16 protein-coding genes are annotated in these 18,281 nt (G+C 52.9%); 8 read left to right on the forward strand and 8 right to left on the reverse strand.

Annotated elements, in window-relative coordinates; translation table 11 throughout:
* The 7 genes from BUB60_RS18150 to BUB60_RS18180 all read right to left on the reverse strand — a co-directional run.
* Nucleotides 1-1,298 (reverse strand): ABC transporter permease (locus tag BUB60_RS18150; protein WP_073082609.1); only part of this gene is annotated, 1,298 nt, incomplete at its 3' end.
* A gap of 302 nt (nt 1,299-1,600) precedes the next feature.
* Complete coding sequence (locus BUB60_RS18155; RefSeq protein ID WP_073082613.1) at nt 1,601-3,424, reverse strand: ABC transporter ATP-binding protein; 1,824 nt, start codon at nt 3,422-3,424, stop codon at nt 1,601-1,603.
* A gap of 113 nt (nt 3,425-3,537) precedes the next feature.
* A complete protein-coding gene (locus BUB60_RS18160; protein WP_073082617.1) occupies nt 3,538-3,717 on the reverse strand; it encodes a CLI_3235 family bacteriocin precursor in 180 nt (59 codons plus the stop codon).
* A gap of 73 nt (nt 3,718-3,790) precedes the next feature.
* Nucleotides 3,791-4,042 carry a hypothetical protein gene (locus tag BUB60_RS18165; protein WP_073082621.1) on the reverse strand — a complete coding sequence of 84 codons (252 nt, stop codon included), beginning with the start codon at nt 4,040-4,042 and terminating at the stop codon, nt 3,791-3,793.
* Nucleotides 4,043-4,058: 16 nt separating this feature from the next.
* Nucleotides 4,059-5,180, reverse strand: coding sequence for a TIGR04066 family peptide maturation system protein (locus tag BUB60_RS18170; RefSeq protein WP_073082625.1), 1,122 nt, complete (start codon nt 5,178-5,180; stop codon nt 4,059-4,061).
* Between the two features lie 17 nt (nt 5,181-5,197).
* On the reverse strand, nt 5,198-6,610 hold the full coding sequence (gene ccpM / locus BUB60_RS18175; protein WP_073082630.1) for a Cys-rich peptide radical SAM maturase CcpM: 1,413 nt from the start codon (nt 6,608-6,610) through the stop codon (nt 5,198-5,200).
* A gap of 268 nt (nt 6,611-6,878) precedes the next feature.
* Nucleotides 6,879-7,712, reverse strand: coding sequence for a delta-lactam-biosynthetic de-N-acetylase (locus BUB60_RS18180; RefSeq protein ID WP_073082653.1), 834 nt, complete (start codon nt 7,710-7,712; stop codon nt 6,879-6,881).
* A gap of 178 nt (nt 7,713-7,890) precedes the next feature.
* On the opposite strand from BUB60_RS18180, the gene BUB60_RS18185 reads away from it, so the two are divergent.
* The 3 genes from BUB60_RS18185 to BUB60_RS18195 are packed head-to-tail and all read left to right on the forward strand — an operon-like array spanning nt 7,891 to nt 10,586.
* Nucleotides 7,891-8,487, forward strand: coding sequence for a LexA family protein (locus BUB60_RS18185; protein WP_073082656.1), 597 nt, complete (start codon nt 7,891-7,893; stop codon nt 8,485-8,487).
* Nucleotides 8,488-8,499: 12 nt separating this feature from the next.
* Nucleotides 8,500-9,819: a putative DNA modification/repair radical SAM protein gene (locus tag BUB60_RS18190; protein WP_073082659.1), complete on the forward strand. Its 1,320-nt coding sequence runs from the start codon at nt 8,500-8,502 to the stop codon at nt 9,817-9,819.
* A complete protein-coding gene (locus BUB60_RS18195; RefSeq protein ID WP_073082663.1) occupies nt 9,798-10,586 on the forward strand; it encodes a TIGR03915 family putative DNA repair protein in 789 nt (262 codons plus the stop codon). The genes BUB60_RS18190 and BUB60_RS18195 overlap by 22 nt, the downstream gene beginning before the upstream one ends.
* A 223-nt stretch (nt 10,587-10,809) precedes the next feature.
* On the opposite strand, the gene BUB60_RS18200 is transcribed toward BUB60_RS18195, so the two are convergent.
* Nucleotides 10,810-11,943: an ROK family transcriptional regulator gene (locus BUB60_RS18200; protein WP_073082667.1), complete on the reverse strand. Its 1,134-nt coding sequence runs from the start codon at nt 11,941-11,943 to the stop codon at nt 10,810-10,812.
* 393 nt (nt 11,944-12,336) lie between these two features.
* On the opposite strand from BUB60_RS18200, the gene BUB60_RS18205 reads away from it, so the two are divergent.
* The 5 genes from BUB60_RS18205 to BUB60_RS18225 all read left to right on the forward strand — a co-directional run bounded on the left by BUB60_RS18205 (nt 12,337) and on the right by BUB60_RS18225 (nt 18,268).
* Nucleotides 12,337-13,536, forward strand: coding sequence for a substrate-binding domain-containing protein (locus BUB60_RS18205; RefSeq protein WP_073082670.1), 1,200 nt, complete (start codon nt 12,337-12,339; stop codon nt 13,534-13,536).
* Between the two features lie 125 nt (nt 13,537-13,661).
* Complete coding sequence (locus tag BUB60_RS18210; protein WP_423242351.1) at nt 13,662-15,248, forward strand: ATP-binding cassette domain-containing protein; 1,587 nt, start codon at nt 13,662-13,664, stop codon at nt 15,246-15,248.
* Nucleotides 15,245-16,405: an ABC transporter permease subunit gene (locus BUB60_RS18215; protein ID WP_073082679.1), complete on the forward strand. Its 1,161-nt coding sequence runs from the start codon at nt 15,245-15,247 to the stop codon at nt 16,403-16,405. Before BUB60_RS18210 ends, BUB60_RS18215 begins: the two co-directional genes overlap by 4 nt.
* Nucleotides 16,406-16,436: 31 nt before the next feature.
* A complete protein-coding gene (xylB, locus tag BUB60_RS18220; RefSeq protein WP_073082682.1) occupies nt 16,437-17,909 on the forward strand; it encodes a xylulokinase in 1,473 nt (490 codons plus the stop codon).
* A gap of 38 nt (nt 17,910-17,947) precedes the next feature.
* Nucleotides 17,948-18,268, forward strand: a complete 321-nt coding sequence (locus tag BUB60_RS18225) for a hypothetical protein (RefSeq protein ID WP_143162414.1) — start codon at nt 17,948-17,950, stop codon at nt 18,266-18,268.
* Nucleotides 18,269-18,281 lie beyond the last annotated feature (13 nt).

The raw sequence follows: 18,281 nt of genomic DNA on the forward strand, positions 1-18,281 counted from the left end.
CTCCCCGTCTCCTTGGGAGACGCGAGCCGGTTGGCCATGCTTCCGACGGGGCCCGCCAGGGCGGCGGTAACGGCGGCGGCGAGGATAAGCGCAACGACGGCCAGCGTCAGGCTCTCATAGAGCTGCTGCAGCACAAGCTTCCGCTTGCTCTCGCCCAGCGACATCAGAATACCCATTTCGCGCTTCCGGCTCTTCGACCACATGTTCAGAGTGAGCCCCAGGACTGCCACGCAGCCGACGACGGCGATGGCGATGAGGACCCCCGAGATGGTGCCGAGCTGCGTCAGCGGCCTAACGGCGGTCTTGTACGTCGAATCGTCCGCCTTGATCGTGAAATAATTCCAATCGATTCCCTTAACCGATTTGACCTCCGCGATGGTGGCCTCAAGATTTTCCGGGTTGTCCACAAAGAACGTGGCACTATTAAGGTTCGGTCCCGTATCACGCCTCTCCTCTAAACCGTTATCTTTCCGATATGTCCGGACGATATTTTTGGTCTGAAGCCCTGTCGACAGATCACTGAAGATCATATTATCGGTAATTTCGTACTCCGGCGTTAAGATAGCATAATTGCTGCTTTTATCCCCTACAAACGACAGTTCCTGCGAGAAGTTGATATCGAACAGGCCCACGATCTCCAGCCTGATCGGCTCTCCGACAATTTTTTTAAAGTCCCCTGAGGGAGCAGCGCAAAACGCTTCCCTGTTTTCGAGAGTGATCGTATTTCCGACGGACAAGTTGTTCCTACGGGCCACATTGGTGGATATTACGGCTTTATTGACGTCGCCATCTCGGAGATGACGCCCCTGAATAAGTGTGAAGGCACCGTTTCTGAAGAACTCATGGAGCCCGCTGTTATTGCAGTAACGCATATATGGGATATGCATACAAGTTGTGACCTGGTCAAGATTAAAAGGTATATTAGAATAATATTCAGGGTGTTCCTGATACCCCTTGTATTCATCCGCAAATGCACCGGGGCTTAGCTGCGCATCGACGTATATTAAGGGAGCCACCATATCCGTATAATAGCCTGTAATATGGTCCAGCTTCAGGATCTGGCTTGCCAGATCCGTGCTGATACCATGAGCCTTATCGCTCGGCATATCTTCGATTTGGTTAATGGCGAAACTGCCCCCCAGACTCCTACGGACGGCGTCTGCCTGTCTGTCCGCGCTGGACTTGACGGCGAGACCAAGCATCGCGAGAACCGCCGCCACGAACATGATGACAAGCAGCAGGATGCTCCGGCCGCGCTTGCGGGTTATGTACAGAAAGCTTCGTTTGATGACCGACATCGTCAATCCCCCTGTGTTTATTAAGCAATAGAAACGGCTCAGATGACAAGTAGGCTTATCATCATGTTCATCCGGTTCTGCCAGATGTTTTGTCAGAAATCTGCCATATGATCACGGAAACACCACGGTTTATTATAGTATAAAATGGGAGATTTGGCCAGTATTTGTTGCGAAAAGGTATAGTTGTAAAACGATGGTTGTTACTGCCCCCGCGTAGATGTAGGATATGGTTTCGTTTTCCAGCTTGGCGATGGAAAGCAGCCCCCATCCACACCGTTGTTAATCATCGAAATAAGAATCCCTTACTGACCGGCTTTCTTCCGAATATAACGGTCGGCCTGATATGTAAAAAAGGTGGCATACCTGCTGGCCTTTTCCATCAGCTCGTCGTGCGTCCCCTGCTCGATGACCGTCCCGTTTTCTACGACGATGATTTTGTCGGCAATAATCGTGTTCGACAAACGGTGCGACGTGAAAATCGCCGTTTTGCCGCGGCTCAGCTTTTCCAGGGAACAGAAAACCTTGTATTCAGACTCGGGGTCCAGCGACGCGGAGGGTTCGTCGAGGATCAAAACCGAGCTGTTGCGGAAAAAAGTACGCGCCAGAGCGATTTTCTGATGCTGTCCACCTGATAATTCCGTGCCGTTTTCTTCATAAGCTCTCGACAGGTAACTGTCCAATCCGTCGGCCATCTGACCAAGGATATCGGAGGCGCTGCTGTTGTAAAGCGCGTCGAGCACGTCATTTTCATCGGCGTTTTTAAATATATCGGATATTGTAATGTTCTCTCTTAATGTAAATGCATAATTGGGGCTCTGCTGAAAAAGACAGCTGAACGCCTTCCGCAGGCTGGTAATTTCGTAGTTTTTAATATCGACGCCGTTGATGCGGATATTGCCGGACTCCGCGTCATAAAAACGAAGCAGGAGCTTGATGACGGTTGATTTTCCCGCGCCGTTGAGGCCGACCAGACAGACTTTCTCATGAGCATTTACGGAAAAGGAAATGTGCTTCAGTACCTCTTTTTCCGTACCTGGGTACCGGAAAGAAACATCATCAAATTCAATGCTTGTGATCTCGCTCAGCTTTTCCGTGCCCGTGTTCGCAACAGTATTCGGTATAGCTTCAAACTCTTCAAACGAGTGAATCCGAAGCTTTTGATCGTATATATTGATGATCGAAGTCAGCGCGGCCATCAGGCTGCTCAGGAACTGTGCCAGAAGCCCCGAGTACAGCGAATAATCTCCGATGGTGTTATTACCGCTCATAATCCTCAGGGAGAGTACAGTGAGGATACCGAGGATACAAAGCTGGGGAAAGACAGACAAGAGGGTCACCAGAAGGGCCCTCTTTTTTGTCAGCTTCTTCTTTTTCGCAAAATAAGGACCCCAGATAGCTTTAAATTTCTCTTTCAGAAAATCTCCGATATTGAAAAGCCGGAGTTCTTGAGCGTACTTCTTATCGGTCATGATAAAAGACAGATAGTTCATCTGCCGCTCTTCCTTGACGTGCGTCAGATTCCATTGATACAGCTTTTTGGTATAAGATTGGTTCAGGATTGCCGACGGCAGACTGACGGCCACAAGCAGGACCGTCAGCGGGATACTGACCTTACCAATGATGAGGAGCGCGCTGAGCAGCGTGATGACGGCGCTGACGCAGGAAAGCCCGCTCCAGAGGACGCTGATCACGGATAAAACGCTTCTCTTCGCCATCTCCAGTTGGTTGTAATATTCCGGCGAATCAAACAAGGCCAGATCGGCTTCGACCGACCTGCCGATGATGTCGATATTCAGGTATTGCGTCAGGGCCTCGTTGTGTATACCGGTCACGTAATCGTTGATTTTACCAAGCACAAGGACGGCGATCCCGATCCCGCTGGAGAGCGCGAGAATGAATATGACGTATTGTACGCGATTTGATATTTGCAGACTTCCAGACAAAATATCAATAATAAGCTTTCCAAAATAGGCCGTGATGATACCGCTGAAACCGGAGACGAACTGCGAGGCGATCCGGAGCAGGGTATAAGAGACTGAGGATTTTACGGAAAGCTTGAAACAGTATGCGAAAGTGGAAAAGACGGACTTCGTGCCGGAAAGAAGCAACGTTAGTTTTCTTTTCATAATTTTGCCTCATAAGGGGGACCCCCGGGTGTGCCGGGGGTGAATAGTACATATAGACGATACCGGCAGAATCGAGTTAAACCGCCGCACACCCGGGGAATGTATCTTACCCCTTACAGGCCTGTTGAAGTATGATAATAGCTAGAATTGCTTGAAAGTCCACTTATAGCACCCGGACCAGCAGGTTCATCCGGAGCACAGCCGCAGTAGTCACAAATACACGGCAAACAAGCGGCGGCGAAGGCCTCAATAGTATTTTCGGTATTAATAAGCTTTTTACCTAAAGTTTTCATGGATATTCTCCCTTCATAAGTATTTATAAAACGATAAGGCGCCGGTATCGCAACCTATATGTACTTATTCTTATTATCCGGCTTTATGGGCGATGCGATCCGATATTTTTCGGATGCTGTTAAAACCGTAACCCTCCAGATCCGCCGCGTCGAATTCGATGCGGAAGCTTTTCTTCAACTCACAATACAGGTACACAAAATCCAGAGGTGTGAAGCGGACAACCGGTCCCGTCAGGTTCTCGTCGTAATCCAGATTGGCTTGCGGACTTCCTTTAATTCTTCCGACCAGTTCGGCCACGACGTGTTGAATTTTATTTAGTTCCATATCGATCCTCCCTGTCTTATTCATCAGGTTCATTCAACGCGGCAATTTCGCTGTAGGACTCCAGCGTACGAAGCAGCGCTTCGGCCATGGCTTCCTTCTCAGAGAAGCAGAAAACGGGAACCTCGGAATCGCGCTTGAGCTCCTCGGCCTTCTTCTTTACCTCTTCCTGGTTTACGTAATTGAGTTCAATTCTCCTTTGAAGATTTGAGGCGCTGTAGTTTATTCTTGCATTGGACAGTGCGACGGCATCAATGGTATACCCGAATCTATGCTTGAAGTTGTCGCTCAGCGGGCCGAAGCAGTCCCCTTTGTAGTCCTCGAATGGGATGCATAAGATGAAATAATCGGGAAACAATGCCTGTGCCATCAGGAAAGCACGGATGCCGAACCCGTTCGGTATGCGGTTGCTGTATTTGAGCATGCCCTGTGGGATCTGAACGAGAAGGATATCGGGCCTGTATTCTTCCTCAAGCCTCTCAATATAATGGCTGAAGCCAAATATTTTACGTTCTTCGGATAAGCCCGGCTTTTGCAAAAAGTCCGGTAAAAAGTGATGGCCCAGAATTCCCGAGTTTACATTCGCAGAGATTGAAAGAGGCCGAAAGCCGTTTTGTTTCATCTGCTCATGCAAATTGACCAGGATGTCGAACGCGTTCAGCCCCGTCAGCATGTCACCGACACAGACAACCGGCGTATACGGTTTATACAGGCGGTTTGAAAAGCTGAAGCCTGTCGTCTCGCTACGGCAATATAAAAAGTAGGTATTTTGTTTGTCGGCTCTTTTCTGCAACCGCTCGGCCATGGCGGGGTCGAGCGGGATACAGCAGATAATGTTTTTCTGATGATCAAGGGTATCGTTCATTTTCTGCGCGATATCATCGGCAAGCAGGCCGGCGTTTTCAGAGTCCGGAATGACGACGGTATCACACTCCTGTAATTTCGCGTAGAAATCGTTCGTTACGGAGATTCCGATAGGCCCCCTGCGGTCAAGCGTACCCGCGTCGGCGCCCTCCTCCAGCCAGGCCTTCGGTGTGACGACGGAAATGACTTCATATGTATCGCTATACTCAATGATGGCGCTCAGCACGGGAAGAAATTCTCTTGAACAAGGATAAACGATGATTTTTTCTTTTTCCATATGGCACCCCTTCTGAATCAATAGCATTTTTTCTTCTCGTCAAGGAATATCTGGTAAAGCAGCTTGTCCTCATAATTGTTCCTGGCATTCTGACAATGGGAGGCTTTCATAGGTGCCGAAAGAGATTCGCCGTCATCCGCAAATTTGGCGCAGAGAGAGCAGCCGTTAAATACCCAGCAGTCTCTGCAGGAGGACTCGGTAATTTGCGCGACATTCAAGAGCCTGCGGCACTTGTCAAAATCAAATCCGATGTACACGTTCCCGATCTTCATAACTTGAGAGGCCTCGCTGACACGTTCGCAGGGGTAAAAATTCCCGTCCGTATCGACGAACAATCTCGGTTTTCCCGGTATGCACGGTCCGCCAGGGGCGGCACTATCCGGCAGATGCAGCGTTTTGACAAGCGATCCGTTGAACTTAAGATACTTGTTGAGATGTTCTATTGCGATCGGCAGAGTTTTCAGGCCGCAGACCATGCCCGACATATCCAGGAATGCCAGGAATATTTCATACGAGTGCTTTTCAACAAATTGGCTGGAGTAGAAATTCTTGTTTTCACAATAGGTGTCGTCAATGATCGACGAGATGATATGAGTGTTTTGCAACAGATCATTTTCGAGAAATAATGAATTAATGGTGTCAAAGTCATTCTGTGGGTCCATTACGAGACTTATGAGCAGGGAAGACAGGAACGTCGGATACTTTTGATACAGATTATTGAGGTTTGACAGAATCGTATCAAACGAGCCCTCTCCGCTTCCTCGGAATCTCCTGTTTTTGTCATGGATTTCTTTCGGCCCGTCTAAGCTGACCGTTACTCCGAAATCGTTTTCAATAAGAAATTCTGCAAACTCGTCCGTAAGCAGCGTGCCGTTTGTCGTGATACTGAAGCTATACTTTTTGCCGAGCAGCACTTCTTTAGCGTATTCGACCACCTGCTTCAGCAAATCAAACCGCAGGAGCGGTTCGCCGCCGTAAAAGCCGATATTGACCCTCTCACTGTCTATGGAATGCTTTGCAAGAAAGTCGACGGCCCGCTTAGCCACGTCAAAGGTCATTTTCTTGGGAGAATGCTTCCTTTGTTTCGAGTTATTCGATTCCGAATATGTACAATAAGAGCATCTCAAATTACAGTTCTGGGTCAACTGCAATGTGATTTTTTCGAGATTTCTGCCTAAAAAGTATTCGATGTCGTCAGAATAAGGATGTTTGATTTCCTCAACCCGTTTATCCGACAGATAACCCAGCGACAGAAGCGGCTGAAGCTCGTCCATTTCACGATAATCATCCTTCGAAAGCTCTTTCGAGTTCATGACAGCTTCCAAGGCGTTGAATACATTTTCTTTGATGCTCACGATCTCGTTTTTGTTGACATCGAAAAAGTAGAATCCGTTGATTGTTTTCATAAGATGAATAAAAGGTTTACTCATAAGATCGATCCCTTCTTTACTATTCAGAACTCGCCAGCGTTTAACTACACTGGGCCGACATGTTCGCCTGACAAAAAGTTTTCGATTACCCCTGAGTAAAAAATAGCAAAAAATAGGACTTATTGTAAACATAAAAGAACCGAACGGTAGCTATTTTTAACCGAACGGTATTGCCCAAAACTTTTTTGCCATTCGGAGTGCAACAAAAAAGCCCAGCTGTGCTGGACTTTTTCGATACGCTGAAGCTTTGATATATCAAGGGGTATTCTTAAGACAATTTTGCGAACACATAACCTTTTTTCCCGGCTTCATCAATAAACGAGCCCAGGATTTCCGCGTTGTCTTTTGAAACGGCGTGAAGAAGGTAAACGGCGCCGTTATGCAGACCGCCTACTACTTTGGTATATGCTTTATCGGAGCCCATCTGTTTGCTCGTATCCCAGTCCACATATGCAAAGCTCCAAAAAACGGATTTATATCCGAGGCTTTGCGTTAAGGCAAGCGTTCTTTCGGAGAACTCTCCCATCGGCGGCCTGAATAATGTCATGGTGTAATTAAAATTTTCCTTGACGTAGTTATGCAAGGCCGTAATTTCATCCGACGCTTTTGCAAGGCTCAAGGTCGGCATGGACGGATGCGTATAGCTGTGATTGCCGACAACATGCCCTTCGCCGATCATGCGCTGCACCAGCTCCGGATTCCTTTTGGCATAATCGTAAGTGACGAAAAATACAGCTGTTACGTTCTTTTCTTTCAATACGTCCAGTATTTTTGAAGTATATCCGTTTTCATATCCTTCATCAAAAGTGAGATAGATCTGCTTTGCGTTATCTTTTATAAATATGGCATCGTACTTTCCGTATTTATTTTGAAACTCCGTACATGATACGGGGCGATTGACGTCGTCGACCTGTTTTCCTTGTCCCCAACCTTTTTTGGTGTTGTCCAGTCTTTCCAGTTCCGCTGAGAATGCTGCGGAATCGGTACTTTCCGCCGCGGCTTGCAATGCAGTTATTTCATTTTCCGGTGTTGTAATAAGTCTGCTGAATGAAGCCGGAAGATTGAGCAAGCTCAGGACCAAAAAAGCAGCGATAATTTTCATTTTTTACACTTCCTTAGCTTTATTATGTATCAGGGCAATACAATTATTTCTGTGAAAAAATAGCAGATATTGCCCATACCGGGAGTGTCATATAAGCTTTTTTATTATAGCGGAGCATTTAAAAAGCCCTTTACAAATACAACTACTGGTTGTATTATCTCTATAAAGGGTGAGAACAATGCTGTCAAAAAAGCTGAAACAGCTGCGAAAAGAAAATAGGCTGACGCAAGAGGAGCTGGCGCGCCGGTTTGGCGTCACACAGCAGACGATTGCAAAGTGGGAGGCGGGGCGCGCGCTGCCGGAGCCGGAGACAATTTCCCGTATTGCGGGATTTTTTGGCGTGACGACGGATTATCTGCTGGATATGACGGAGACGTTCCGCGCCGTCGGGCCGGTTTCAAGCGTGCGGATTATCGGCACCGTCAGGGCCGGGTATGACGCTCTGGCACTTGAAGAGGATTTGGGCAGCGCGCTGGCCGAGGTGAAGAACGGGTCGGAATACCGGTACCTGGTTGTTAAAGGCGACTCCATGGCTCCGTATATCCGCGAGGGCGACCTGGCCCTCGTGCGGCTCCAGTCCGATCTGCAAAACGGCGATCTCGGCGTTGTCATCTACGGCGACGGCGAAGCCACGCTGAAAAAATATTACTGTTCGGACGGGGCGGTCACGCTTGTCCCATTTAATGACGCGTATGAAACCGTCACGCTCCGGGGGAGTGAATTGGAGCGGCTCATGATTTTCGGCCGGGTTGTGAAAACCACTGCGGCGTGGTGACGGGAGGGGCCGATGGATTTAATGGAAAAACTGACGATTCTCGCGGACAGCGCCAAATATGACGCGGCCTGCACCTCGTCCGGCGCGGATCGCCCCGGGAAAACCGTTACGGCCGGATGCTGTCACTCGTTTTCCGCCGACGGCCGGTGTATCAGCCTGCTGAAGGTACTGATGACGAACCAGTGCATTTACGACTGCAAGTACTGCGTGAACCGGGCGAGCAATGACTGCCGCCGGACGGCCTTCACGCCGGAAGAGCTCGCCGAGCTGACGATCGAATTCTACAGGCGCAACTATATCGAGGGCCTGTTCCTGTCCAGCGGCGTTGTCCGCAGCCCGGATTACACGATGGAACAGATGATCGGAGCGCTGCAGCTTCTGCGCTACCGCCATAATTTTTGGGGCTATATCCACGCGAAGACCATTCCCGGCGCGTCGCCGGAGCTTGTGCGCCGCCTGGGCCTTTTGGCCGACCGGCTCAGCATCAATGTGGAGCTGCCGAGCGAGCAGAGCCTGCGCCGGCTCGCGCCTCATAAAAAGCGGGAGGCCATCTTTTCGCCCATGAAGCAGATTTGCCAGGAGGCCGGGCAGAACCGGCAGGAGCTGGCCGTCTATAAAAAGGCGGAGAAGTTCGCGCCGGCCGGGCAGGCCACGCAGATGATCATCGGCGCAAGCCCGGAGACGGATTACCAGATCATCACGCTCGCCCAGGCGATGTACGGTAAATATGCGCTGAAGCGCGTCTTTTACTCGGCGTATATCCCCGCGGTGGAGGATGCTCTCCTGCCTGCGCTCGACGTCAAGCCGCCGCTTCTGCGCGAGCACCGGCTTTATCAGGCGGACTGGCTGATGCGCCAGTACGGCTTCGGGGCAGAGGAGATCCTGAGTCCCGAGACGCCGAATTTCAACCCTTATCTCGATCCAAAGTGCAACTGGGCGGTGGGGCATATGCAGCAGTTCCCCGTGGATGTGAACACCGCGGCACTGGAGGAGCTGCTCCGCGTTCCCGGTATCGGGCCGACAAGCGCGCGGCGCATTGTGGCCGCGCGCCGGAACGGACGGCTTGGTCTCTCGGAGCTTAAGAATATCGGGGTGGTTTTGAAGCGGGCGCAGTATTTTATCAGGACCTCCGACTGGCCCACAAGCGCGCGGCCGGACAGGGAGACGACCGTCCGGGCGCTGATTGACCCGAAGGTCTATTCTTTCGGAATGGAGCAGCTCTCCCTCTTTGAGGAGACGCCGGGGCTCCGGCCGCTGCCGACGGCCCGGGATGTGAAAAGCATGGCAGAGGCAGTAGAGGAGACGGTTTTATGCCTGGCATCAAGCCTTTAGCTGTTCCCGCCGACGTCATTTATACCTACGACGGGAGCTTTGACGGTTTTTTATGCTGTGTGTTTGAAAGCGTTTACGCCGGCGAGGTCCCGGTTGATATCCTGCGCGAAGAGGATTCGCCGCTGACGCTCATGGAGGTTTGTCCTGTTGTGACGGACCTTACGAAGGCGGAGCGGGTACGCGCCTCGATCCCTTTGAAAATCTCCGCTCGTGCGCTGGAGCTGGTGACGACGGTATTTTGCAGCTGCCTTGCGCAGAAGGAACTGCGGCTCCTGGAATTTCTTCTGCGGGGATACCGGGAGGGCGGAAAATTATGCTTCAGGCTGGGGGACGCCGTGATGGCGCCGCTTCTGAGCGCGGAAAAGCACCTTTTAGGCGAGGCGCATCTCCTGAAAGGGTTTGTCCGCTTCGCCGACGTCGGCGGCGCACTGGCCGCCGTGATCACACCGAAAAACTATATTCTGCCGTTTATCGCGCGGCATTTCGTCCTGAGATATCATAACGAGCAGTTCATGATCTTCGACAAAACCAATAAGGCGGCGCTCGTTTACCAGAATGGCAAGGCGGAAATTCTCCGGATTGACCATGTAACAGTTCCCGAGATTTCAGAAAGGGAGGCGCGGTACCAGGCGCTGTGGAAACAATTTTATAACACCATCGCCATCGAGGGCCGGGAAAATCCACGCTGCCGGATGACCCATATGCCCAAGAGGTACTGGGAAAATATGCTGGAGGTAAGCGACCTGGTCCATCCGGCGGCGGACTGACCGCGGACGAATATATGGGCAAAAGGCGTTCAAGATGTTAAAAGCTTAATTCCGTTTAGGTTCATTAAAAAGTACCGGAAACTCAGAGTTTCCGGTACTTTTTTGGTAACATTTAAGATCTCTGAGCTAACGAGCGTTTTAATAATATTCCAGCTGATATTATATTGAATTTAAATTCAATATATATTTTGCCAGCTACTCAATCCGATTTGCGTTGTTTTTATTAAATATTCTCCATGAACTCTCTGATAAAATGCAGGGCCACACCCAGCATACTGGCGCGCATGGGGTAACGGCATAGCCTGATGTAATCGGCCTTGTTTTCAAACGTATTGAGCGCTGCGGCAAGGCGGCGAATCTCCGGGAGGTAAGGCTCTATAAACTGTGTCAGATAGCCGCCGAGGACAACGTCGCAATCCAGCGCCATGCGGATATTGTTGATACCGATGGCGAGATGCTGCAGAACGTCCTGCCATAAAGCCCCGTAAACGGGGTTTTGCAGCTCGAGCCCTTCAAAAAAGTCTTCAAGAGTTATTCCCAGGTTGTCGCTGATGCGCGCGGTGGAGCAGTAGGCCTCCAAACAGCCGCGTTTACCGCATTTGCATGGCAGGCCGTTTGGCTCGACGCACATGTGGCCAAATTCGCCGCTGCGCCTGTTTTGGCCTTCATAAGGCGCGCCGTTTAACAGCACGGCGCCTCCGACGCCAATCTCCAGGAAAAGATAGGCCATGCAGCTCTGCGCGGTCTGTGTAAACCATTCGGCGTAACCGCCCGACGTCGCATCGTTTGAAATATAATACGAATACGGCAGGTACTTTGTGATTTTATCCAGGCTGATATCTTTGAGGTGCAGCGTGGGCGCCAGGGCAATTTCGTTTCTTTCCACATTAATAACGGCGGGGATGGCGATGCCGACGCCCAGCAGCTTGTTTCTGTTAAGGCCGAATTCATCCAGGAACTTCTCCAGCTCATCGGCCAACAGCCTGCCAAGATCGTCTATTTCGTTGATTGGCAGCCCCTGTGTTCTTTTGTAAGCAATCTCCTGCATCCGAAGATTTGCCGCAAGAAAGCGAAGGCCGGTTTCCGTGACGGAGATGCCGATGGCAAAATGTGCGTTTTCGGCGATTGTCAGCCGCATCGCCCGGCGCCCGCCCGTGGACTGCTGCGTACCGTCGCGGCGAACCAGGCCGGCCTCGATGAGCTCGGTCAGGTTTTGATGGACCGTCGGCATGCTGAGCGATAAATCGGACGCGATTTCCTGTTTGGAGTGAGGCGTGTCCGAAAAGAACATATATTGATAGATGCTGTTGCGCGTCTGCCGGCGGCGCTCCGTGATCGTTTCGGCCAGTTTTGTCATTTCTTATACCTCTTACTTTTGCAAAAGAACTTTATAAATCATTCCTCATTGTAGCCGCCCTGCCGATCATTGTCAATTGGCAAGAAAAAAACAAAAAAGTTTGCTGTGACAGCTTTTTTGACAAATTTCACGGCAAATACGCTTTGAATTGCTGTACTAACTGATTAAAGTCCTGAGCTGAAGGCGTTTGTTAAGAAATTCGTCCCGAACAACCAAAAAAGCGGCGCGGATTTGTATGGTTTCCTAAAAATAGCAATTATGTCAAAATTCCGTTGACTTCTCCGCAACGGAATTGTATTATTATGCCATAAACTTAAGTAAAATAATTTTGCAAAAGTTTTTTATGTAAGGAGTACAAAAAAGGGCAGATCATTATATTAAGGAGGACAAAAAATGAAAAAAGTTCTGGCGCTATTATTGGCACTTGTTTTGGCGGCAGCCCTGGTGGCCTGCAGCACAGAGACTTCCTCGGCTTCTCCTTCGGCGTCTTCCGCCGCGCCCACATCCTCCGCTCCCGCCTCGGACGCCGCATCGCCATCCGCACCCGCAGCCGGGGGAAAGATCGGCGTCGCCATGCCGACCAAGTCCCTGGAGCGGTGGAACCGCGACGGCGCATTTCTGAAAAAGCAGTTTGAAGCCCAAGGCTACACGGTGGAGCTTACATACTCCGACAACGATGCGACCAAGCAGGTCAACGACATCGAGAACATGATCGCCGACAAAGTGGATCTTCTGGTCATCGCCGCCATTGACAGCCAGGGCCTGTCCACCGTCCTGAAAGACGCCGTCGACGCCAAGATTCCCGCCATCGCCTATGACCGCCTCATCATGGACACCAGCGCCGTTGCTTATTATGTCTCTTTCGACAACTACACTGTCGGCAAGCTTCAGGGCCAGTATGTTGTTGACACGCTGAAGCTGGATGTCAACGACAAATCCAAGACCTATAATATCGAGTTCACTGCCGGCGATCCGGCCGACAACAACGCGCGGTTCTTCTATCAGGGCGCCTACGATGTTCTCAAGCCGTTCCTCGACGCCGGCATCCTGAAGGTCCCCTCAGGGCAGATCGCGTTTGATCAGGTTGCCACCCCAAAGTGGACCACCGCGACGGCCATGAACCGTTTCCAGAATATCCTCGCGTCCTTCTATTCGAGCGGTACGCAGCTTGACGTCGCCTTGTGCTCCAACGACTCGACGTCTCTCGGCGTGACGCAGGCCATCCAGTCGGATTACAAAGGCAAAAATACTGTCGTCATCACCGGCCAGGACGGCGACGAAGCCAACCTCGCCAACATTATCGACGGCAAGCAGTCCATGACGGTTTACAAAGCCGTGGCCAACGAAGCCGTCGTCACTGTAGACCTCGGCATAGCGATGCTGAAGGGCGAGAAACCCGACGGGGCACTGATCGACAAATCCGGGTGGAAGTTCTCCTGTACCTTTGATACGAAGACTTATGACAATAACACCGGCATCATCCCCTCATATCTCCTGGTTCCGACTGTCGTGACGATCGACAATCTCCAGAAAGAGCTTGTCGATACCGGCTACTACAAAATGGACGGCAAATATCCAAAGGCCGTCGGCTAAAGCACCGAAAGCAAAGCCCGGACATAAGTGACACACACTGGATGGGCGGGGCTGCTCCCCGCCCATTTTCCAGTTTACAAAACGGCTTTGCCTGACGTGCGGTAACTGTATCCATATACGGCGAAATGGGGGGACAGCCTTTGGCGGACCACATTCTGGTGATGAAGGACATCACAAAAGATTATCCCGGCGTCCGGGCGCTGGACAGCGTCAGCCTGACGATCGAGCAAGGCGAAATCCATGCGCTTGTGGGTGAAAACGGCGCCGGAAAATCGACGCTGATGAGTGTGCTGAGCGGCACGATCAGTCACGGCAGCTTTGAGGGCGGCGTCATCTTTGACGACCATGAGTGCCGTTTCAGAAACGTGCGGGACGGCGAGAAGTACGGTATCGTCATCATCCACCAGGAGCTGGCGCTCATCCCTGAGCTGTCCATCGGTGAAAACATGTTCCTGGGCAACGAGCGCCGCGGACGGCTTGGCATTGACTGGGATGAAACGTATTCTCAGGCGGCAAAGCATATGAAGCAGGTGGGCCTGAACGAGCGGCCCTCCGCCCTGATCAAGGACGTTGGCACCGGGAAACAGCAGCTGGTTGAAATCGCAAAGGCGCTGTCGAAAAATGTCAAGCTGCTGATCCTCGACGAGCCGACCTCATCCCTGAACGAAGAAGAAGCCCGGATGCTGCTGGATATGCTGAAGGACTTCAAAAACCAGGGCATGACCTCCATCATCAGCTCTCATAAGCTCTCCGAGGTGGCGTATGTCGCCGACAGGATCACCATCATGCGGGACGGTGCGGTTATCGAGACCATCGACAACAAGGACCGCAATATTGACGAGGATCGGATCATCCGGGGGATGGTTGGCCGAGAGATGACGGATCGGTATCCGAAAAGAGAACACAACATCAGTCCGGAAATCGGTCTTGAGGTTAATGACTGGAGCGTCTATCACCCGGTCTATACCGATAAGCGTGTCGTCAATCACGTCTCCTTCAACGTGCATAAGGGTGAGATCGTCGGCTTCTCCGGCCTGCAGGGCGCGGGCAGGACGGAGCTGGCCATGTCTATCTTCGGCCGGAGCTACGGCACCTCTATTACGGGGACGCTGAAGGTGGGCGGAAAAGAGGTCCGGCTGAAAGGAGAGCGGGAGGCCATCGAAGCCGGCGTCGCTTACCTGACCGAGGACCGGAAAGAAAACGGCCTCATCCTCATCGATACCGTCGCGCGGAACAACACGCTGGCGCGCCTTGAAAAGGTGTGCAGCCACGGCATTATCGATGTCAACAAGGAAAACAGGGTGGCGGAGGAGTACAGAGAGAAGCTGCACGTAAAAACGCCCACCATCCATCAGCAGGTCAGCAACCTGTCCGGCGGCAATCAGCAGAAGGTCCTGCTGACGAAGTGGATGTTTGCCGACGCGGACGTGCTGATCATGGATGAACCGACCCGCGGCATCGATGTGGGCGCGAAATACGAGATTTACAGCATCATGAACGACCTGGTCGCACAGGGGAAATCCGTCGTGATGATCTCTTCCGAAATGCCCGAGCTCCTGGGGATGTGCGACCGCATCTACGTGATGAATGAGGGCGAGCTGGTCGCCGAATTCTCTGCCGCCGAGGCGACACAGGAAAAGATCATGGCGGCGATTCTCGGGTCCGATAAAAAGAAATCCAAAGATGCGGGCAGGGGGGCATCAATAGAATGAAAGCATCTTCGTTTGTAAAAAAGTACACCATGTCCATCGCCCTCGTGGTAGTTTTCGTCTTCTTCACGATCCTGACCGAGGGCCGGCTCGTATATGCGCAGAATATTTCAAATCTGCTCCTGCAAAACGCTTATGTACTGGTCATGGCCTGCGGCATGCTGCTGTGTATCCTCACGGGCGGCAACGTCGACCTTTCCGTAGGCTCCACGCTGGGCCTGGTGGCCGCTATCGGCGCGCAGCTGATGGATAAAGCGCACATGGACCCCATCCTGACGATCGTCATTTGTCTGGCCGTCTCCGTTCTGGTAGGCGTCTGGCAGGGGTTCTGGATCGGCAATATACACATCCCGCCGTTTATCGCGACGCTGGCGGGCATGTTCCTTTTTCGGGGCCTGCAGCGCGTCCTGCTGGACGCCAAAACGGTCAGCATCTATGACAATACCTTCCTGGCCATCTTCTCCTCGTACATAACGATCCCCGGCATTGACGGAGAGGTACACCGGTCGGCGCTTATCGTCGGAATTCTTGCCGCGGCGGCGATCGTCCTGTTTACGATATTGAGCCGCGCGAAAAAGGCCAAAAAGGGCTATGATTTGAATTCCGCGGCCACAGCTTACGGGACGATCGCCGTTGTCGATATACTGATCATCGCCTACAGCTGGGAGCTGGCGCATTACAAGGGCATCCCCGTCATGGTGCTCTGGATCCTGCTCGTCGTTTTCCTGTACGCGTTCATCACGTCGAAAACGGCTTTCGGCCGCCATTTCTACGCCGTGGGCGGCAATGAGAAGGCCACGAAGCTCTCCGGCATCGACACAAAAAAGGTCTATTTCGCCGCCTATTGCTCGATGAGCATCCTGGCCGGCTTCTCCGGCCTTTTGATGGCGGCGCGCATCGGCTCCGTCAGCGGCGACACAGGCTACACCTATGAGATGGACGCCATCGGCGCCTGCTTTATCGGCGGCGCCTCCGCGTATGGCGGCTCGGGTACGATCCCCGGCGTCATCATCGGCGCGATCCTGCTGGGCGTCATTAACCAGGGGATGTCGATTTATGGCCTCGATAACAACTGGCAGTACGTCGTTAAAGGCATCGTCCTTATGATCGCCGTCGTCTTTGATGTCGTGTCCAATAAAAAAACAGGCAAGGCGGGATAGGTCCGCCGGAGAGGTTTTTGGTGGTCCTTACATGTTGTATATCGGCATTGATCTGGGGACGTCGGCGGTAAAGCTGCTCCTAGTGGACGGCGCGGGAAAGATTTTAAAGTGCGTCTCGCGGGGATATCCGATCGCCTTCCCGCGCTCCGGCTGGGCGGAGCAGAACCCGGAGGACTGGCTGCGCGAGACGATCGCCGGCATCCTGGAGCTGACTGACGGCTGTGATAAAGCGCAGATTGCCGGCATCGGCGCCGGGGGCCAGATGCACGGACTCGTGGCGCTCGATAAAGACGATAACGTGCTGCGCCCGGCAATTTTGTGGAACGACGGGCGCGCGGCGGAGGAGACGGACTATCTGAATAATGCCGTGGGACGGGAGACGCTGTCGCGCCTCACGGGAAACATCGCGTTTGCCGGCTTCACCGCGCCCAAGCTCCTTTGGCTGGAGAGGAACGAGCCGGCGCTGTTTGGCCGCGTCGATAAAATCATGCTCCCCAAGGATTACATCAATTATAAGCTCACCGGCGTCCACTGCACCGATTATTCGGATGCGTCGGGGACACTGCTGCTGGACGTGGAACACAGGCGGTGGAGCCGGGAAATGCTGGACATCTGCGCTGTCAGGGAGGAATGGCTGCCGCGCCTTTTTGAGAGCTTTGCGGCCGTGGGCACCCTGACGCCCGCGATGGCCGGAGCGCTGGGGCTCAGCCCCGGCGTCAAGGTCGCCGCCGGCGCGGGCGACAATGCCGCGGCAGCCGTCGGCACCGGAACTGTAGGGAGCGGCCGGTGCAACATCTCTGTCGGGACCTCCGGCACGGTTTTTATATCCCGGGGGACGTTCGGCCCAGACAAAAATAACGCGCTGCATGCCTTTGCGCATGCGGACGGCCGCTTTCACCTGATGGGCTGCATGCTGTCCGCCGCTTCCTGCAACAAGTGGTGGATGGAGGATATTCTGCGGTCGGCGCAGTACGGCTCGGAGCAGGCGCCGGTGACGCGAGACAGATTGGGGTGCTCCCATGTATATTTTCTGCCGTATCTGATGGGTGAGCGCTCTCCCCATAACGATCCGGCGGCGCGCGGCGCTTTGATCGGCCTGTCTATGGATTCCACGCGCGCCGATATCACGCAGGCGGTGCTGGAGGGCGTGGCCTTCGGCCTCCGCGATATGCTCGAGGCGGCGCGCGCGCCCGACCTCCGGATCGAACGCAGCAAGATCTGCGGCGGCGGGGCGCGGAGCCCGCTGTGGAAGGAGATCATCGCAAACGTGCTGAATCTGGAACTGGAGTGCGTGGAGACCGAAGAGGGGCCGAGCTACGGCGGGGCCATTCTGGCGGCCGTGGCCTGCGGGGAATATCGGTCTGTGCAGGAGGCGGCGGAAAAGCTGGTAAAGGTCGCCTCCATTGTAAAGCCTGACGCCGATATTGCCGCACGTTACGACGCGCGCTATCAGGTTTACCGTGACATTTATCCCGCGCTGAAGCCGCTCGGCAAGCGCCTGTAACAGCGCTTCGGAATCGAGGTTGAGATATGCGTGCTTCAATGAAAAAATATGATCCGGCACTCCGGAGCAGGGCCTGGGCAGGGTTGGCGTTGCGTGCCGCCGTTGCCGGCTACCTGATTTATCTGGCCGTTAAGATCGTATCGGGCATGATGGAGGGCGGCCCGGTCCCGTCATGGGGCGCGTGGGGCATTGCCGCCGCGTTCGCGGCCGTCGCCGTGTGCTTTTGCGTGTACGCGTGGAAGGCTTTTCGAAAAGCCTGGAAGGCCGCGGCGCTATCTGAGGAAATGGCAGCGGCCGGCGACGGTGGGGATAAGGACGCCGGCGTGCGCCGCGATACGGAATCCCCGCCGTTCAAATGAAATGCTCCTCGGT

This window comes from Sporobacter termitidis DSM 10068 (genome assembly GCF_900130065.1).
Lineage (GTDB): Bacteria > Bacillota > Clostridia > Oscillospirales > Oscillospiraceae > Sporobacter > Sporobacter termitidis.